At 43.3% G+C, this 18,607-nt stretch carries 15 protein-coding genes; 6 read left to right on the top strand and 9 right to left on the bottom strand.

The features are described 5' to 3' along the window. The first annotated feature begins 84 nt into the window (after nucleotides 1-84). Nucleotides 85-465, top strand: a complete 381-nt coding sequence (locus tag AC4CU3_RS07805; protein WP_279044819.1) for a hypothetical protein — start codon at nucleotides 85-87, stop codon at nucleotides 463-465. 47 nt (nucleotides 466-512) lie between these two features. Here the strand turns inward: AC4CU3_RS07805 and AC4CU3_RS07810 are convergent, their stop codons facing one another. From AC4CU3_RS07810 to AC4CU3_RS07835, 6 genes are all read right to left on the bottom strand, one after another. Continuing rightward, complete coding sequence (locus tag AC4CU3_RS07810) at nucleotides 513-2,192, bottom strand: AMP-binding protein (protein ID WP_004692881.1); 1,680 nt, start codon at nucleotides 2,190-2,192, stop codon at nucleotides 513-515. A 148-nt stretch (nucleotides 2,193-2,340) separates the two neighbouring features. Further along, the gene (gene parC, locus AC4CU3_RS07815) at nucleotides 2,341-4,560 is read right to left on the bottom strand and encodes a DNA topoisomerase IV subunit A (protein WP_279044816.1); all 2,220 of its coding nucleotides are present in this window, start codon (nucleotides 4,558-4,560) and stop codon (nucleotides 2,341-2,343) included. A gap of 535 nt (nucleotides 4,561-5,095) precedes the next feature. Continuing rightward, nucleotides 5,096-6,415 carry a niacin transporter NiaP gene (niaP, locus tag AC4CU3_RS07820; protein ID WP_078389578.1) on the bottom strand — a complete coding sequence of 440 codons (1,320 nt, stop codon included), beginning with the start codon at nucleotides 6,413-6,415 and terminating at the stop codon, nucleotides 5,096-5,098. A gap of 103 nt (nucleotides 6,416-6,518) precedes the next feature. After that, the gene (locus AC4CU3_RS07825) at nucleotides 6,519-7,163 is read right to left on the bottom strand and encodes a trimeric intracellular cation channel family protein (RefSeq protein WP_004692884.1); all 645 of its coding nucleotides are present in this window, start codon (nucleotides 7,161-7,163) and stop codon (nucleotides 6,519-6,521) included. A gap of 59 nt (nucleotides 7,164-7,222) precedes the next feature. After that, nucleotides 7,223-7,690, bottom strand: a complete 468-nt coding sequence (locus AC4CU3_RS07830; RefSeq protein ID WP_279044811.1) for a YchJ family protein — start codon at nucleotides 7,688-7,690, stop codon at nucleotides 7,223-7,225. Between the two features lie 69 nt (nucleotides 7,691-7,759). After that, the gene (locus AC4CU3_RS07835) at nucleotides 7,760-9,340 is read right to left on the bottom strand and encodes a TerC family protein (RefSeq protein WP_004692886.1); all 1,581 of its coding nucleotides are present in this window, start codon (nucleotides 9,338-9,340) and stop codon (nucleotides 7,760-7,762) included. 334 nt (nucleotides 9,341-9,674) lie between these two features. Here AC4CU3_RS07835 and AC4CU3_RS07840 point away from each other — a divergent pair, with 334 nt between their 5' ends. Beyond that, nucleotides 9,675-10,295 carry an LOG family protein gene (locus AC4CU3_RS07840; RefSeq protein ID WP_279044809.1) on the top strand — a complete coding sequence of 207 codons (621 nt, stop codon included), beginning with the start codon at nucleotides 9,675-9,677 and terminating at the stop codon, nucleotides 10,293-10,295. A 59-nt stretch (nucleotides 10,296-10,354) separates the two neighbouring features. Here AC4CU3_RS07840 and AC4CU3_RS07845 read toward each other — a convergent pair whose 3' ends face one another. Next, the gene (locus AC4CU3_RS07845; RefSeq protein ID WP_004978518.1) at nucleotides 10,355-11,329 is read right to left on the bottom strand and encodes a hypothetical protein; all 975 of its coding nucleotides are present in this window, start codon (nucleotides 11,327-11,329) and stop codon (nucleotides 10,355-10,357) included. Nucleotides 11,330-11,494: 165 nt separating this feature from the next. Then, the gene (locus AC4CU3_RS07850; RefSeq protein ID WP_279044806.1) at nucleotides 11,495-13,402 is read right to left on the bottom strand and encodes a choice-of-anchor I family protein; all 1,908 of its coding nucleotides are present in this window, start codon (nucleotides 13,400-13,402) and stop codon (nucleotides 11,495-11,497) included. Nucleotides 13,403-13,562: 160 nt separating this feature from the next. Between AC4CU3_RS07850 and mdtD the strand changes: the two genes are divergently transcribed. From mdtD to AC4CU3_RS07870, 4 genes are all read left to right on the top strand, one after another. Further along, nucleotides 13,563-14,957, top strand: a complete 1,395-nt coding sequence (gene mdtD / locus AC4CU3_RS07855; RefSeq protein WP_005401015.1) for a multidrug transporter subunit MdtD — start codon at nucleotides 13,563-13,565, stop codon at nucleotides 14,955-14,957. A 98-nt stretch (nucleotides 14,958-15,055) separates the two neighbouring features. Beyond that, nucleotides 15,056-15,841: a glycoside hydrolase family 25 protein gene (locus tag AC4CU3_RS07860; RefSeq protein WP_411692111.1), complete on the top strand. Its 786-nt coding sequence runs from the start codon at nucleotides 15,056-15,058 to the stop codon at nucleotides 15,839-15,841. A 135-nt stretch (nucleotides 15,842-15,976) separates the two neighbouring features. Further along, nucleotides 15,977-17,038 (top strand): DNA polymerase IV, encoded by a 1,062-nt coding sequence (gene dinB, locus AC4CU3_RS07865; RefSeq protein WP_005401017.1) that lies wholly within the window; start codon nucleotides 15,977-15,979, stop codon nucleotides 17,036-17,038. A 526-nt stretch (nucleotides 17,039-17,564) separates the two neighbouring features. Then, nucleotides 17,565-17,921 carry a RidA family protein gene (locus AC4CU3_RS07870; protein ID WP_005401018.1) on the top strand — a complete coding sequence of 119 codons (357 nt, stop codon included), beginning with the start codon at nucleotides 17,565-17,567 and terminating at the stop codon, nucleotides 17,919-17,921. Between the two features lie 63 nt (nucleotides 17,922-17,984). Here AC4CU3_RS07870 and AC4CU3_RS07875 read toward each other — a convergent pair whose 3' ends face one another. Then, a complete protein-coding gene (locus AC4CU3_RS07875) occupies nucleotides 17,985-18,527 on the bottom strand; it encodes a DUF2726 domain-containing protein (RefSeq protein ID WP_005401019.1) in 543 nt (180 codons plus the stop codon). Nucleotides 18,528-18,607 lie beyond the last annotated feature (80 nt).

An 18,607-nucleotide genomic window follows, 5' to 3' on the forward strand; every position in this document is an offset into this window, starting at 1 on the left:
TTCGACGGCTATCATAGCATGGCATTCCGAGGATAAATTTGGTTAAATTATAGTGTTTTTATAATTTCCCGATGAGACTCCAGCATGGCTAGCCCTGATCAAAAAGAAATGTTCGACGTGCTCGAAATTCAGCGTCAACATCAACGCCACGTGGATCGTGTTTTAAAGATTGTGCTTCCCGTTACTGCATTTTTATTGGCGGTCATTTGTGCCAATATGAATATTGGTTCGACTCTTGGCACACTGGTCATGCTGATCATTGCATTTTGGATGGTCGGGATTAAACGTCAAAACCTATGGACTTGGTTGCTTGCAGTAGCGGTCTATTGTCTGATCGATAATGTCCTGAGTTTTGGTAGTTTTGCTTTCCCAGCCTTTAGTCGTCAGTGCGGGACGATGCTGACCTTTGTTGGCATCTTGGGCATTGGCCGTCCCTATATCGACCGCTGGTTAATGAAAAATTAAATGCGAACATGAAAAAAAGCGCCTGACGGCGCTTTTTTTATTTGAACTTAAGCTGTTTTACGTAAATCTTTACGTAGGATTTTACCTACGTTTGATTTCGGTAACTCATCCAAGAATTCAACATAACGCGGACGTTTGTAACCCGTTAAGTTCTCTTTCGCGAATGCCAATACTTCTTCTGTGGTTAAAGATGGATCTTTCTTCACCACAAAGAGTTTTGGTACTTCACCTGATTTTTCATCAGGTACACCAATGGCAGCTACTTCCAATACTTTAGGATGCTTTGAAACCACTTCTTCAATTTCTGAAGGGTAAACGTTAAAGCCTGACACCAAAATCATGTCTTTCTTACGGTCTACAATTTTCACATAGCCGCGAGGGTCCATGACACCAATGTCACCTGTACGGAAGAAACCATCTTCCGTCATCACTTTAGCCGTTTCATCTGGACGGTTCCAATAGCCACGCATCACTTGGGGACCACGGATTGAAATCTCACCTTGTTCACCCAGTGCAACTTCCTTCCCATCATCATCCAAAATTGCAACTTCAGTCAATGGTAATGGGATACCAATCGTGCCGCTAAATTCTTCTGACGCTGGCGGATTTGCCGTTGCCACAGGTGAAGTTTCAGATAGGCCGTAACCTTCAATGATGTTGGTTCCAGTAATTCGCTTCCACGCTTCTGCTGTAGAAGGAAGCACCGCCATACCACCACCCATCGCCATTTTCAATTTGCTGTGGTCGAGTTGCTTAAACTCTTCATTGTTCACTAAAGCATTGAATAGTGTATTCACTGCTGGGAAGAATGACGGTTGGTATTTACGTAATTCTTTCATCACCGCAGGTAAATCACGCGGGTTTGGAATCAAAACGTTGGCTTGGCCTTTGTACATGCCGTACATCGCACAAACCATGAACGCAAAAATATGATATAGCGGTAAGGCACAGAAAATGCGGTCATCAGGTTGACCATCTTGTGCACCAAATTTACTTTGGAAAATACCGTCACACTGCAACATGTTCGCCACAAGGTTGCGATGCGTCAATTCTGCACCTTTAGATACCCCTGTAGTGCCGCCAGTATACTGAAGCACTGCTGTGTCACTTAATGTTAAGTTCGGGCGCTTATAGTTACTCGCACTAACTTTCGACATTGCCGCATTAAAGCGAATATGGCCAGGAATATTCCATGCTGGAATTTGCTTACGCACAGAACGTAATACAAAGTTCACCAGTGTGCCTTTTAATGCACCCAACATGTCACCTACAGAGGCAATCACAACATGTTTAACTGGCGTTTTACCATTAATCGCTTGATAAACAGAGGCAAAGTTTTCGATGATCACTAAAACTTCTGAACCCGAGTCATTTAACTGATGTTCAAGTTCACGCGCGGTATACAGTGGATTGACGTTAACCAGTACTAAACCTGCACGGAATACACCCAAAGCAACGATAGGATACTGAAGAACGTTCGGCATCATCACAGCGACACGTGAGCCTTTTGCTAGGCCCAGACTTTGTAAATATGTTGCAAATTTACGGCTTGCTTCCTCTAACTCACTAAAAGTGAGCACTTTATCCATAAAGATAAAAGCATCACGAGAGCCAAATTTTTGGAAATTTCGTTCAAAAACATCGACTAATGACGTGTTTTCTGGTGGTAATTCTACAGTCTCTGGAATCCCCGTTTTTTGGTATTCTGCGAACCAAATTTTTTCCATATCGCCCGATTCTCCTATCAGTAATCCTTAAATTTCAACTATTGTTCTCAATATTAAGCGCTCTTTATTTAACTTGTGTTGCTTAATACTGCATCCATTTCCCGCATACATATCATATATAACGTATTTTGATCAATGGATGCTAGTTTTATCTCTGAACTAACAGTTTATTTGCTTTTTGATAACCACGTGGTAATAACTGCCCTTTTGATGCTCTTTTGCCTATGTATTTTTGCAAGTCATCACCCTTCAATTTTAGTTGCTGCTGTCCTGCAACGACTTGCAGTATTTCATCTAGCGTTAATCTTGTCATGAATACAATTTGATCTTTCTCTTCAAGTTGTATCAATTTATTACCTTTACCTTTATTCAAAATAGGTAACTCTGACAACTCTAAAATCAACAAACGACCCGTTGAGGTCAATAATGCCAAATGGGTGGCCTGATCAACACTGGTTAACGGCATGACTGTGGCTTTTTCAGGTAAAGTTAAGAAGGCTTTCCCTGCTTTTGCATTGGTATCTAACTGTTTTGCCTGTGTTTTAAACCCATATCCTTTACTACTTAGCGCTATGACTTCGGCTTCATCATCAGCAATAAAGACTTGTTTAAAACCAATACCACTGGCTGGGGACAATTTTGAACTCAACGGTTCGCCCAGACCACGCGCGGACGGTAGGCTATTAATGGCTAGGGCATAACTACGTCCTGACTCATCCAGCACATACACGCGCTGATTAGATTTACCTTGCGCATGACTGAGGTATTGATCGCCTGCACGGAAGTTCAAGTTTTCAGCATCAACTTCATGACCTTTGGCTGAACGAATCCATCCTGCCTCAGACAACACCACAGTCACAGGATCAGCAGGCATGAAATCTTGCTCACTCATCGCCGTCGCTTCTGCACGATGCACGATTGGTGAACGACGGTCATCGCCATATTTTTTCGCATCATCTTTGAGTTCATTGATGATTAAAGTCTTTAAAGACTCAGGATTGGCCAACTGTTCACGAATCAGTGCAGCTTTGGCCTCTAACTCTTCTTGCTCACGGCGCATTTCCATTTCTTCAAGTCGGGCCAAATGACGCAACTTGAGTTCTAAAATGGCTTCGGCCTGAATGTCATCAATATTAAAACGTGACATCAACTCCGCTTTGGGCTGTTCTTCTTCACGAATAATACGAATCACTTCATCAATATTTAAATAGGCAATAATCAAACCGCCCAAAATATGTAAACGTTTTTCAATTTTATTCAGGTGATATTGCAGACGACGGGTAACAGTTTCCTTTCGAATTTCAATCCACTCCAGCAAAATACGACGAATCGATTTCACTTGTGGACGGCCATCCGCACCAATCATGTTCATATTGACCCGATAGCTCGACTCAAGATCGGTGGTGGCAAAAAGGTGACTCATCACCGCTTCAGCATCAATCCGATTTGAGCGCAGTACGATTACCAAACGGGTTGGGTTTTGATGATCTGATTCATCTCGAATATCACTGACCAAAGGCAGTTTTTTCGCCTGCATTTGATCTGCAATTTGTGAAATGACCTTCGAGCCTGACACTTGATAAGGCAAGTCCGTGATCACAATTTCATTTTTTTCGATGCGATACACCGAACGCATACGGTAACTGCCCCGACCTGTGCTTTGTATTTTTAACAGCTCTTCAGGTGGCGTAATAATTTCTGCTTTGGTCGGCAAATCGGGTGCAGGAATATATTCTGCAACTTTTTCATCGCTTAAATTTGGATTACGAATTAAGGCAATGGTGCCTTTCACGACTTCACGCAGGTTGTGTGGCGGAATGTCCGTAGCCATACCAACTGCAATGCCTGTGGTGCCATTTAACAATATATTCGGAATACGTGCAGGTAAAGTCACGGGCTCTTTCATCGAACCATCAAAGTTATCCTGCCAGTCACAAGTCCCCTGTCCCAGTTCAGACAAAAGCACTTCACTATACTGAGATAATTTGGCTTCGGTATAACGCATCGCAGCGAATGATTTCGGATCATCGGGAGAACCCCAGTTACCTTGACCTTCAATAAACGGATAACGATAACTAAAAGGCTGCGCCATCAGCACCATCGCTTCATAGCAGGCCGAATCACCATGCGGGTGATACTTACCGAGTACATCGCCAACGGTACGCGCAGATTTTTTGGGTTTACCGCTGTGTTTCAGCCCCAATTCACTCATGGCATACACAATACGGCGTTGTACAGGTTTTAAGCCATCGCTGATATGCGGTAAGGCACGATCCATGATCACGTACATGGCGTAATTGAGATATGCTTGTTCAGTAAATTCTGCTACGGAACGGTTTTCTGTCGCTTGATGCGCAAGGTTCGTCATAACAACCTGTCATCCTAATTAATCGTTTTTTGTTTAAGTTCTTATGCTATGTCGCAGGCTCTGCCTATACAAGTGAAAGCGTACACCACTACGACAAATTGCGTCTTTAGATGTTCCTAGTGTCGTAAAATTATCCATTTTTTTTAAAATGAGCAACTAATTATTTTGAAGTTCAGTTCCTGTGTTCATCTCTGCTCATCAATGAAAATGGTTAAGCAACTTCAGTCTTCTCAACTTGATCGATACGATCGACAAAAAGTTGGGGCATCCTCGCCCAAAATACGACACAACCAATTGGATAGATTGCATCAATCAAGTCGCAGCTATTTAAATAGCCTCATCATGCACGGGGCTAACTTTTATCAAAATGCAGCTTTGAGAAGCCACATTTCAGCCGAGCAGACTGAATTTTTTATTGCTGAGTTGGATCTAGTTCTCGGCTATTTTCAGATCGATCATCTAGATTTTATGTTGAAGTGTATTGAAGACTGAGAGTCTCAGCACATCTGACTCTCAATCTTCAGCGCGGACTAAATTACAGTCCAATTTCTTCCAATGTTTTGCCTTTGGTCTCTTCACCCAAAATCAAAATTACCGCTGCCACCGCAAGCAATACCGCGGTAAACATCATGAAAATCGCACTAAATCCATTGCTCTGTACCATCATATGCGTCACCACCATCGGTGCGACAATGCCGCCCATACGACCAATGGCCGATGCCCAGCCCGAACCAAAAGCCCGGATATTGGTTGGATATTGCTCTGGGGTATAGGTATACAACACGCCCCATGCACCGAGGTTAAAGAATGACATCAAACAACCCCAGAACATGATCATGCTCACAGTATCAGCTTGACCAAAGAAATACGCGGAAACTGCACACATGCCAATAAAACCAGCCAAGGTTGCTTTACGTCCCAGCTTTTCGACCAGCCATGCTGCGGCCACATAGCCTGGCAGCTGTGCCAAAATCATCACCAAGACATATTCAAAAGACTGAACAATGCTATACCCCTGCTTCACCAGCAAACTCGGTAACCATGTAAAAATGCCATAATACGAGTAGACAATACCAAACCAAATCAACCATAACATCAAGGTTCTACGCGCAAATGCCCCCGACCAGAGCTGGGTAAAAGACACGGTCTTTTTCTCTGCCACCGGTTTAACGATGATATGTTCAACGACTTCCACACCGCATTGACGTTCAATCTGCTGCACCAAAGCATGCGCTTCCACAATGCGACCACGGTTGATGAGATAAGGAATTGACTCAGGCACCTTGAACCAAATCACAATGGCGTACAGTGCAGGAATCCCACCGATTAAGAAAGCCATATGCCAGTCAAATTTTGGAATCACAAAATACGCCACCAATGCAGCGCAAAGCCAACCTAGACCCCAAAAACTTTCTAGCAGCACGATAAAACGCCCACGCACCTGCGCAGGAATGTATTCACTGACCAAGGTCACCGCTACTGGCAACTGTCCACCTAAGCCTAAACCCACAATAAAACGAAACGCCAACAACCACGTTAAGTTCGGGGCAAAAGCACAGGCCGCCGTCGCTAAACTGTAAATCACTAGGGTCGCGGCAAAAACTGTTTTACGTCCAATGCGGTCGGCCAAGCCCCCTGAACACACTGCACCAATCGCCATTCCAACAAAGCCAATGGAGACCACCCAACCTTTTTCGGTTGGGCTCATGTGCCAGTCTTCGGCCATTTTTGCCAAAATGAAAGAAATCAGCCCCGTATCCATGGCATCGAACATCCAGCCCAAGCCAATGACCCACAATAAGGTGTAGTGAAATTTACCGATCGGTAAGCGTTGTATGCGAGAAACTAAATCCATAGCTCGGCCTCTAAAGCGGGAAAAGATAGCGGGCTGCTTTCTCAACAGGCTTTATCATTATGTGCTTTTTTTATACAAATAAGGCAGTCAAATCACTGCTATTTTAGCTGGCATCTTTCGAGGAAGCAGATTGCTCATCATCGTCTTGATAAATGAATTTCGGCATTTCTAAGCCAAAGTAAATCGCGATTAGACGTAAGCTAAAACCAAAGATCAAAGTCGAAATCACGGTCAGCTCAAGTGATAAACCGAGCTGAATGCAGCCCCAATAGAAAATCACCGCGACAAAAGAAATACTGGCATACAGTTCACGGCGGAAGACCAAAGGGACGTCATTACACAAAATATCACGTAAGATACCGCCTGATACCCCTGTCAGAACTCCAGCAACCGCAGACACCACAAAACCATGTCCCATTTCTAAGGCAATTTGACAGCCAATGATGGTAAAACCGATCAGGCCAAGAGCATCGAGCACCAAGAAAATGTTGCGTAAATGGCGCATCCACTTAGCAATCAAAATCGTCATAAAAGCGGCAAAACAGGTCAGCATCAAATATTCAGGATGCTTGACCCAAGTCAGCGGATAATGTCCCAACAACACATCGCGGACAGAACCACCACCCAGTGCTGTGACACAGGCAATAATCACCACACCAAACCAATCCATACTACGCCGACCCGCCGACAGTGCACCTGTCATTGCCTCTGCTGTGATCGCTATAATATAAATAATAGTGAGTAACATCGCCTGGATTCCATATAGGCTAATTGATGCGCGCTATTCTAAGCCAAATTTGCTTAAAATTATAAAAATTGTGCACAACATTGTTTAAATTTTTTCCCTGAACCGCAGATGCACGCTTGTTTCATGGTGATATGCATTTCAGTGGTTGGATCTAAAAAATACCATGCCTCTGCATGTTTCACAAAATGTGAAATTTCATGATATATCTGTGGCGATGTACCATCATGATAATAGGCTTTGAACTCGACCATGGCATGGTTTTTATCGAGTTTTTCATTGGCCTGCACGACGTCTAACTTCAACCATTGATTGCTTCGACTCCACTCTGCAATTGCTGCAACATCTAGAGCCTGTTGCTGCCCCAACGCTGTGGTTTGTACAATGTAATCAATTTGTTGTTTAGCAAAAGCACTATAACGTGAGCGCATAAGTTGAGCCACGCTCTGCGCATGACTTTGTCCCAAGTGCAAAGGCTGACAGCACTGCTTATATTCACCCTGTCCACACGGACACTCAACATTACTCATGATTTTTCCATAAAAATAGCTCGACAGTGCGAGCTATTTTAACCTGTTCAAACCAGATTAAGGTTTGTTTTAAGATGATTCCTTGTGCAGATCTGACTTTGGAATCACATGCACTTTTTCAATTTTGTGCCCATCCATCGTCACCACTTCAAAAATACAGCCATCTGCTTCAAGGCTAGAGCCATTTTCGGGTAAACGACCTAAATGAAAGAGGATATAGCCTGACAAGGTTGAGTACTGATCAGACTCATCGACCAAATCACGATCCAACAATAACGACACATGGCGAATATCAGTGGAACCATCGAGCATCAAACTGCCATCTTCCAAACTTTCAGCCACATTGTCTTCAGCATCTTCATCGGGGAACTCCCCTGCAATCGCTTCCAATACGTCAATCGGCGTGGCAATCCCTTCAATCGAGCCATATTCATTCAAGACCAAAGCCATTTGTAACGGCGCTTGACGCAATTGTTCCATCACCATCAGGACTTGCGCATTTTCATGCACAATCACAGGTTCACGTAAATGTTTATCAAAATCGAGTACACCGGTTTCGATATATTCATTCAAAACTTTATGGGTCAGCACCACACCAGCGATGTTGTCTAACTCGCCCCGTGCCACGATTAAACGTGAATGCGTAATACTGAGTAGTTGTGATTTGATTGAAGCTTCTTCATCCTCTAAATCAATCCACTCCAACTCTGGACGTGGGGTCATCACGGACTTCACAGGACGCTCGGACAAACCCAGCACCCCTTGCACCAAGACACTATGATAGACCCCATTTTCAGGATCAAATACTTCATCCGCATAGGCGCGAGTTGCCAGTACATCTTCAGGCTCAGAGGCATGATCACTACTTTTACCGCCCAACATTCGCAGCACCGCAGATGCAGTTTTATAGCGAAGATCTGTGGTGGTGACCATTTTTTCTTGATTACGGCGCATGGTTTGGTTGATGAATTCAACAATCACCGAGAAACCAATCGCGGCATATAAGTAACCTTTTGGAATATGGAAACCAAAGCCTTCTACAATCAATGAGAAACCGATCATCATCAAGAAGCCGAGACACAAAATCACCACGGTTGGATGTTTGTTGACGAACTCCATCAAAGCCTTGGATGCCCACAGCATAATGCCCACGGCGATAACCACCGCAATCATCATCACAGACAGGTGTTTAACCATACCGACTGCGGTAATCACCGAGTCTAAGGAAAATACAGCATCCAACACCACAATCTGAACGATCACCATCCAAAACACAGCATTGGCTGGACTTTCTTCTTTTTGAACCACTTTGGCGTCAATACGCTCATGCAGTTCCATGGTGCCTTTAAACAGTAAAAACACCCCACCAAACAGAAGAATCAAATCCCGTCCTGAGAAAGGATGGTCGAAGATATGGAACAGCGGCTCGGTCAGTGTCACCACCCAAGCAATTGAGGCCAACAGCACCAAACGCATTAAGAGTGCAAGGATCAAACCAACAACACGGGCCGTATTGCGTTGTTCTGGTGGAAGTTTCTCCGCCAAAATCGCAATAAAAACCAAGTTATCAATCCCCAGCACGATTTCCAGCACCACTAAGGTGAGTAACCCCACCCACGCAGAAGGATCAGACATCCATTCAAATATCATGTGATCTGCTCCTGTCGAGGGGAAATATACGGTGCATAACGCAACTTAAGCGGATGAAAAGGAAGATTCAGCCCCAATGGCTGTAATTTTTTTCGGAAAACTGAAGATGTCTTGAGCGACAACTACCACTACCCATGTTCGTTCTTGTGTTGTAAAACAGGAAATAAGTATAGGCAAGATCTACATGAAATTCATCTTTTTTTCAAAAGCGCACTGTTTTAAAGTATTTAACAAATTATTACCCGATTGTTAGATTAAATACAGCTTGCCGTCACATTTCTTGCTTAAACTAAGAGAGAAAAAGTAGATAAAGCAAAAGGTAAAAACATACGCCATGAATAGTGAATTAAAAATATCCTCTCTCAACACTGAAGTAAATGTTCAAACCACTCAACCTCTGATCGCACTTTACTGCGGTTCTCGTTCAGGCAATAAACCGATTTATCAAGAAAAAGCGATTGCACTGGCACAAGGTTTAGCTAAACAGGGTTTTGGTCTGGTTTATGGGGGGGCCAGCATTGGCCTCATGGGACAAGTGGCCGATGCCATGATTAGCCACGGCGGTGAAGCAGTCGGCGTCATTCCAGAATTTATGCTGGATTATGAAATTGCGCATCACCAACTGACCGAATTACATGTTGTACAAACCATGCATGAGCGCAAAGCCTTAATGGCCGAACGTGCAAGCGCCTTTGTCGCACTACCCGGTGGTTTAGGCACTTTTGAAGAAATTTTAGAGGTGGCAACCTGGGGACAACTGAACCAACACCAAAAACCGATGATGATTTATAACGTCAATGGTTTCTATGACGCACTGATTGCCCAGTTGGATCATGCAGTAGAAGAAGGTTTTCTACCGCCACAGCACCGCGCAAAAGTAATTGTATGCAACCACGCTGAACAGATTTATTCAGCCATTGCCAACCTCGGCAGTCCAGCACACTTTGCCATTTAAACCCTGTTCTTAATGCCATAAAAAAGCGAGCCTAGTGCTCGCTTTTTTAACATGTGCGGTTATTGCCCATAATGGGTGACAAAATTATAGAACCACGGCAGTGTGGTCGCCAAAATCACGGACATGGCTAAGCCAAACATCAATTTCATCGCATCTTTACTGACGTTACGCGAAGTGCGGTGTTTGTTCACTTCATCAAAAATCATCGACATTGCAAACTCACGACCTGCAAGTAAACCTAAGAATACCCATGTGGTACTCATTGGAATATTGCTCCACTCTTTGAAGACCAACAAAATCAGGGCATACATAAAGTCAATAATAGTCGCTGCACGAATATCAGTAACACCTGTTTTGGTATCGACAATCTTCTGAATCGCACCACCACGTTGGTACAAAATCACCGCCAACAACACCACAAAGACCGTGATGGCAAACAGTAAAAATGAAAACGGCACTTGACGGGGTACATAGACGAAAATATTGGCCAAATCTTGAATCAGCCACTGACTCCACAGAAAAGCCGTAGAGACCCACTGTAGTCCGATCCAAATATGCGACGGTTCTTGATTACGGGTTTTCGCAAAATACTTTGCGACTTGGCGCATCACAAAACGATAGACAATAATCGCAACCACAAAGGCCACCGCATAGCCCATCATCGATTTCACCATCATCGAGCCTAAACTTGCAGGCGAGAAAATGGTTAAAACCAAGAAAGTGGTACTGACGGGAATTCCGTATTTGGTTAAAAATAACAGTAAAATCGGTGGCACAATATAGAGCCACGTGACCCCACCCTCAGGAAAAGGAATCGTTTCTAAACGGCCATATGATGCATCACCCACACCGGATGCATACCAACCATAAATCAACACCACCACCAAAATGCTGCTGATAAAGAGCCAAAGCACCCACCATGGACGATGTGCATTGGATGAAATAAACGTACCTAATGTCTGTGGCACATCATTTCCGACGATAGAATAAGCGGCTAAACAGAAGCCTATCACCATCAAAATTTCGATTGTCATAAAACCAACCTTTTGAATAATTTATTCCAAGACAATGCCCTTGGACGTTTGCCAAAGATTATGACGGTTTTATTTCATTTTCATGACATCCCTGTCATATATTTTTTGTAGCGCCATAAAAAAGAGCACCGTAGTGCTCTTTTTTCAAATTCAAAACTCAGTTTTTTAATTGAGTTTGACTTCATAAACCGCTGTACTACCACTGACTTCATTTCCGACCACCAATAGCGGGTGACCATTGGGTGAATTCTTCGCCGCGATGAAAATCAAACCTTCTGGGCCTAAGTCACCTTGCTTCGTGACTTCTGTTTCATTGGTATTGCGATGGTTCAGATACTGAACAAATTTAGCCTGATTCGGGTTGCTAATGTCATACACCATGATGCCACTGGCACGCTCAAGTCCAATAAAGGCAAAGGTCTTTGCACCAATTTTACCCAACGTCACGCCTTCAGGTTCAGGGCCTTTATTATCACTACGGTCATCAAATTTAAATGCTTCATGATTGCTATTAAATTGATGTGGAAACAACTCCGCAATTTTTCGCTCAAACTCACTCCCCGAGTCCCACACAATCTGCTTGGTTTCAGGGTCGACAATACTCACCGAACGGCCACCATAAGCATATAATTTGTCATAAGTCAGACGACCATTTTCATCTAGCTTCGGTAGACCTGTTAGTGGATCTTTTTGATAACCTTGCGTCCAACTAATGGTCAAACGTCCAATTTGTGAATCTTTAATTAAATTATCCGCGCAGACTTCTATTGCGTCAGCCGTTTGACAAGGTTTAAACACCTCGGGGTTTAATTTCGCCCCTTTTACGCCCGGTGCAAGCTGACGTAAATGCGCGGCATAATCGCCTTTGGCATCAAAACCTGCTTTTTTAAACAAATGTTTAATGCGTATCTCTTCTGCATAACCAGCATTTAAGTCCCCGCCTTCAAAGTATTTGGCTTCATCCCTTAGCCATTCACGGGCATCCCCTTCATTGGCTGTGACCAAATAGGTTTTACCGTTGGCTTGGTATGATGCAATGGCATCGGGCATATACATGCCATATAGCCCTGGCCAAGAACTAATATTAATCATGCCTGCATCTTTTGCACATTCTGTAATACTACGTCCCAAAGAGTCTTGACCAATAGCACAGTCACGGTCACTTCCATCCAAGGCATTTTCAGGCAAACTATGGTCCTTGTAGCCCATCGGGAAAAGGTCAACAAATTGATTTTTTGCTAGGTCTAAAACCCCAATGGCATTGTTTTCCTGCAAACTGACCCATGCTTTTTTACCATCAGTACTGACTGCGATGTACTCAGGCTCTAGGTCTTGTGCAACGGTAGTCGTTTGAATACCTGCGGTCGCTACATTTGGGTATTGACTGATGTCTGGGCCAAAAATACGAATGCCTGCATCTAATAAGTCTTGTTTACGGTCATTCCATGCGCGGAAGCCCGCAATGATTGCTGTTGGTTTTTGAATATCTGAAATATCAATAATGCTGACGGAACCTTCGGGATCGACTTGATACCCTTCATTCGGTTCCGCTTCATTCGCTACCAGTACTTTTCGACCATCAGGCGTGAAGGTCAACATATCTGGCAAAGCTCCCACGTTGACTTGGCTGATAAAGGAAAGATCCTGTGCTTTAAAAAAAGCCACAATACCGGTTTGGGTTTTATCCTCAGCCTGAACCGCAAGCGCCACAATGCCATTATGCACCGCGACACTATTCACCTCGGAATTGGCTAAATAAGTTTTGGCATCCAAAGATTGGATATATGTCGGTTGCGCTGGTTGGGAGAAATCTAAAACATCGACCATACCTTTTTGTGCATTCACCACGAACAGACGCTTACTCGCAGCATCATAGGCAGGGATTTCAGCTGCACTTTGTCCAAATATCCCCGATTCATAACTTGCAAGATGAACCAGTTCAATACTATTCGGCGTGGCTTCCTCTACCACAGGCGGTGATGTGATAGTTTGCGCATCATCACTGTCATTACACCCCGCTAAGCCCAACCCCATGCATGCTAAAAAGACAGCACTATATGTTTTATTCATCATGATCTAAATATCGGTTCAAATTTGACCAATGTATGATGCACGCGTTGCAAACACATGACGTAGAGATGTCAATTTAATGGCATGTGATGAATGTACATTCGCAACAACAGTCCAACTTAAATTAAGCTAAACTGTTTAAAAATTTCACTTTGTTGTATCTATGAACCAAACGCCGACCCATCAAGCACTCGCTCCTGAGTACCGTCTTTTGGTACTTCTGGTTTCGATTGGCTTTTTTATGCAAGGCTTAGATACCACCATTGTGAATACCGCTCTACCGGCTATGGCAGCCAGTCTGAATGAAGACCCGCTGCAAATGCATAGCGTGGTAGTGGCCTATGTGCTTGCCGTTGCTGCCTGTATTCCCTTGAGTGGCTGGCTCGCCGACCGTTTTGGAGTGCGCAATACCTATTTCAGTGCCATTATCATTTTTACCCTTGCCTCGCTGGGCTGTGGCTTTTCTGAAAGTTTAAATGAATTATTGTTCTATCGCGTGCTACAAGGCATCGGTGGTGCATTATTGCTCCCTGTTGGCCGTTTAGCCATGCTCAAGGTCATTCCGCGGACGCAGTTCTTATCGGCCATGAGTTTGATGAGTCTCGCGGGACTGATTGGCCCACTGATCGGTCCAACACTCGGGGGCTGGTTGGTCGAAGTCAGTACATGGCATTGGATTTTCCTGATTAACCTCCCCATGGGACTGTTAGGGGTTCTGATTAGCTTTAAAGCCATGCCGAATGTCACCGAGCAGAATGTGCAGCGTTTTGACTTTTGGGGTTTTATCCTGTTGGTGATCACCATGGCAGGACTATCTTTAGGGATTGAAAATTTTGCCAGTCCGCACCTGACTTTATGGTGGAGTATTGGGCTGATTGTACTGAGCTTGGCGACTGCGCTTTGGTATGCCTATCATGCACATACACATCAAAATGCGCTATTTCGCAGTAAACTGTTTCGTAACCGCATTTATGCCGTGGGTATTTTAGGTAACTTCTTTGCTCGCCTCGGTGGCAATGCCATGCCCTTTTTAATGCCACTCATGCTCCAAGTGGCTTTCGGCTTTGAACCTTTTGTGACGGGACTCTTGATGATTCCGACCGTGTTGGGTTCACTGGCCTCCAAACCCATCATTCGTCACTTGATTCAGCGCTTTGGTTATCGCCATGTGCTTTTGGTTAACACCTTATTGGTCGGTGTATGTATCGCCAGTTTTGCCCTCAATACCGCAGACACCCCAACCTGGCTGCGCGCGCTGCATTTCTTTGTTTTTGGTATGCTGAACTCACTGCAATTTGTATCTATGAATACCCTCACGCTGAAAGATCTGCCACAACAAGATGCCAGCAGTGGCAACAGTTTCTTGTCGATGATCATGATGGTGTCGATGAGTATTGGTGTGGCTCTGGCAGGTACTTTGGTTAATGTCTTTACGGCATATTGGGGCACAGATCACATCGTCATGGCATTCCATAACACCTTAATTGTTTTGGGCTGTATTAACCTAATTACCGCAGCCATTTTCTGGTACATCCCTAAAGATACCGTGGATGAATAACAGATACAAAGTACCGCTATTCACTGACCATAATCATCATGGTCAGTTCCGCAAATTCGAGCTATGATGATGAGCTAAAAACCAATACCTGCAAAAGCATGTCCGCAAGAAAAAAAGTTTCCACGCCGTCAAAAACCTCATATCCCTATTACATACTTGCCTGTGTAGTGATGCTATGTGTCGGACTGGGGATCACCTATTTTTTCTTACAGAACAATGTCGCATCTGCCCAAGAGTATCCAGTAAAAGGCTTTGATGTGTCTCATCATCAGGGCGACATCCAATGGCAATCTATTTCTCCCCAAGAGTTTAAATTCGTTTATTTAAAAGCCACTGAAGGGGGCGATTTCAAAGACCGTAAATTTCAGGACAATTGGCTCAAAGCCCGTGAACAAGGCTTTTTGGTCGGAGCCTATCATTTTTATCGTTTATGCCGTGATGGCCAGATTCAGGCCCAGAACTTTATCGAAACTGTACCGAAGAAAACCGATAGTTTGCCGCCTGTGATTGATTTGGAATATGACAGCACCTGTATCAACACCTACACCAGAGAACAGCTACTCAAAGAAATTCAGGTCATGCACGACCAACTGTATCAACACTATGGTTTGCAACCCATTTTTTATACTTCTAAAGCATTTTATAATATTGTTTTAGTCGATGAATTTAAACAAACTCCCCTTTGGATTCGTGAATATCAAGGCCAGCCTGAGCTCAAAGGCAATCCGAAATGGATCTTTTGGCAACACACCAGCCAAGGTCAAATTAAAGGCATACCAACCTTGGTGGATCTCAATGTATTTCAGGGTTCAGAACAAGATTGGATCAGCTTTTTAGAGCGCCAAGGACTTTATCAACTGCCACAAAACTTACCAATCAAGTAAGCAGTTCCAAGCTCATCATTGAAGTTCAAATACAAAAAACACCAAGTCAAACTCTGTCGCTTATGCCACATACAGGACTACGCAATCGATCTGAATAGTGCAATACTGGTTTAGGTTTCAATATTAAAATTCAGCATGCGAAAAATCATTCACATCGACATGGATGCCTTCTATGCCTCGGTGGAGTTACTTGATCGTCCCGACTTAAAGCATTTACCTGTGGTGATTTCTTCACACCACCCTCGTGCCGTCATTGCAGCTGCATCCTACCCTGCACGTCGCTACGGACTCCGCTCTGCCATGTCGATGACTCAAGCCAAAAAACGCTGCCCTCAAGTGGTGGTGATTGAACCTAATTTCTCTAAATATCGTGCGGTCTCAGCGCAAATTCATACAATTTTTCAGCGTTATACCACACTCATTGAACCGCTTTCCTTAGATGAAGCTTATTTAGATGTGACGGAAAATTTACAACAACTGGCCAGCGCCACAGAAGTTGCTGAACGCATCCGTGCTGATATTTTTCAGAGCACAGGACTGACCGCCTCTGCGGGTGTTGCACCGAATAAGTTTTTAGCCAAAGTTGCATCGGACTGGAATAAACCGAATGGTATCTGTGTAATTAAACCCTCACAAGTTCAGCAGTTTATTCAGCACTTGCCGCTTAAAAAAATCCCTGGAGTGGGTAAAGTCATGCAAGAAAAATTACATGCACTCAAACTTGAAACTTTAGGTGATTTACAGCATGTGGATGAAAATATCCTGATTCATCATTTTGGCAAGTATGGCAAACAGCTCTATCTCTATGCACAAGGGATTGATGAGCGTCCTGTACAAGCGGAACGAGAACGTCAGCAAATTTCAAAAGAAACCACTTTTGATGATGATTTAACTATTGAACAGTGTCTCCCATTTTGGCCCAAGTTGATTGCACAAGTCTGGCAAAGCTTAGAGAAAAAGCAACTGTATGCCCGCGGTGTCACTGTCAAATTGAAACTGAAAAGCTTTCAAACCCTACAGCACAGTAAAAGCTTCAAAACACCATTAAAGCATCAAACTGAACTGCAAATGACCTTAGATATCTTACTCAAAGAAATGCAAATCACACCGGATCAACAATTTCGTCTGATCGGTGTTGGGGTCTATGCACTTTCGACTCAAGAGCCTCCACCCCAGCTCTCTTTATGGTCGAACTGAATGCTCAATCAGTCACTTTTTAATCAAAAGAACAAAAATAATGCAATTTAGCATTCACAAACTGTTTTTTTAGAGTAATCTAATGACGCGCTGCATTTATCCATGTAACCGCTGAGATGCTAAAACTTACCTTTACTTTTAGCATACGTCCTGTGATTGGCGTGACGATCAAATCCGAAGATTACAGGACATCTCTGATATTTATATGGTATTCCCGCCTCTATATTACAGAGCAGTGCTCTAGCATCAGAATAATCCAATATTTTTAAATATACTGTTATAAAGCCCGCATAAGATTTACCTATTAATCGCGTTGCTTCATTTTCTGTAATTCCCACGTCAAGATATTGAACCCATCCTCTGTTCACATGTACTTACAGCAAGAGATAGAATCCTTCACGCTGTAAAATTCTGCACCTGATTGAAAGCCAACATCATAGCCATCTGTCATACATGAGTTTGTGGTAGGCTATTGAACTACTTTTTATGTTCTATTTTTATACTCATCACACAGGATGCATACATCATGACGGTTCAACGTTTGCATGTCTCAAATCGTTTTTCTGAAGTTGCGATTGCTGGCAACCTCGTTCATTTGGCAGGTCAACTGGCGTCTGACTTTGATCTCGATATTAAAGGTCAAACCCAACAAACATTCGACATGATTGACCAATTTTTAGCTGATGCAGGCACAGATAAAAGCCATATTTTATCTGTGACGATTTATTTAAAAGACATTGAAAAAGACTATGCCGCTTTCAACGAAGTTTGGGATGCTTGGGTTGCAGACATTGATGCCTTACCCCGTACCTGTGTTGAAGCTAAACTTTATGATCCACGAGTATTGGTAGAGTTAACCGTTGTTGCAGTGAAACCTACATAAAAAATACACGCATCATAAAAAGCATAAATCTTCATGTTTTTTATGATGAACGCTGAGATTCAGTTAGCCGATCAGACGTAATTTTCGAGTTTGTGCTGCATTATAGTAATCATATTTTTTGGTCGCATGCTTATCTTTAGTCAAACGCGATGAGGCATAGAGATCGCCATAAAAATCTTCACGTAACTGATGATAGTCAGGCACTTCTTCATAACGAATCACTTTATAGCCAGCCATATCGAGGATCGCATCCTGAAACTGTGCCTTTTGTGGACGTTTCAGTGAAAGCGGATCTTCTAAAGCAACCACTGCCAAAACTTGTTGTGCACTATCCACAATGACAAAATCAGCCACCAAATTGCGGTATTTATTTCGTGTACGCGAAAATTTTGTAGTGAGTAAGGCATCATAAGATACATGTGCCAGCACAGTATGATGCGGTAAAATTTCTTTCAAACGAGTATAAGTCAGTTGTTCATGCATACTAAAAATAGCACGTTGTCTTAATGCACTATCTTGCTGCTTGGTCTTAGGGATCAACGCTTTACTCGCTAAAATCATGACCAGTATCAACAACACGCTACCAATTACCATATAAGTTGTCATATTTGTATCCTTTTCATCTTTATTATAATTTTCGGTATCACACCGATTTTTATCCGATCAGTATAACCTATTTTATCCGA

The organism is Acinetobacter sp. 802_lipA, from assembly GCF_058242885.1.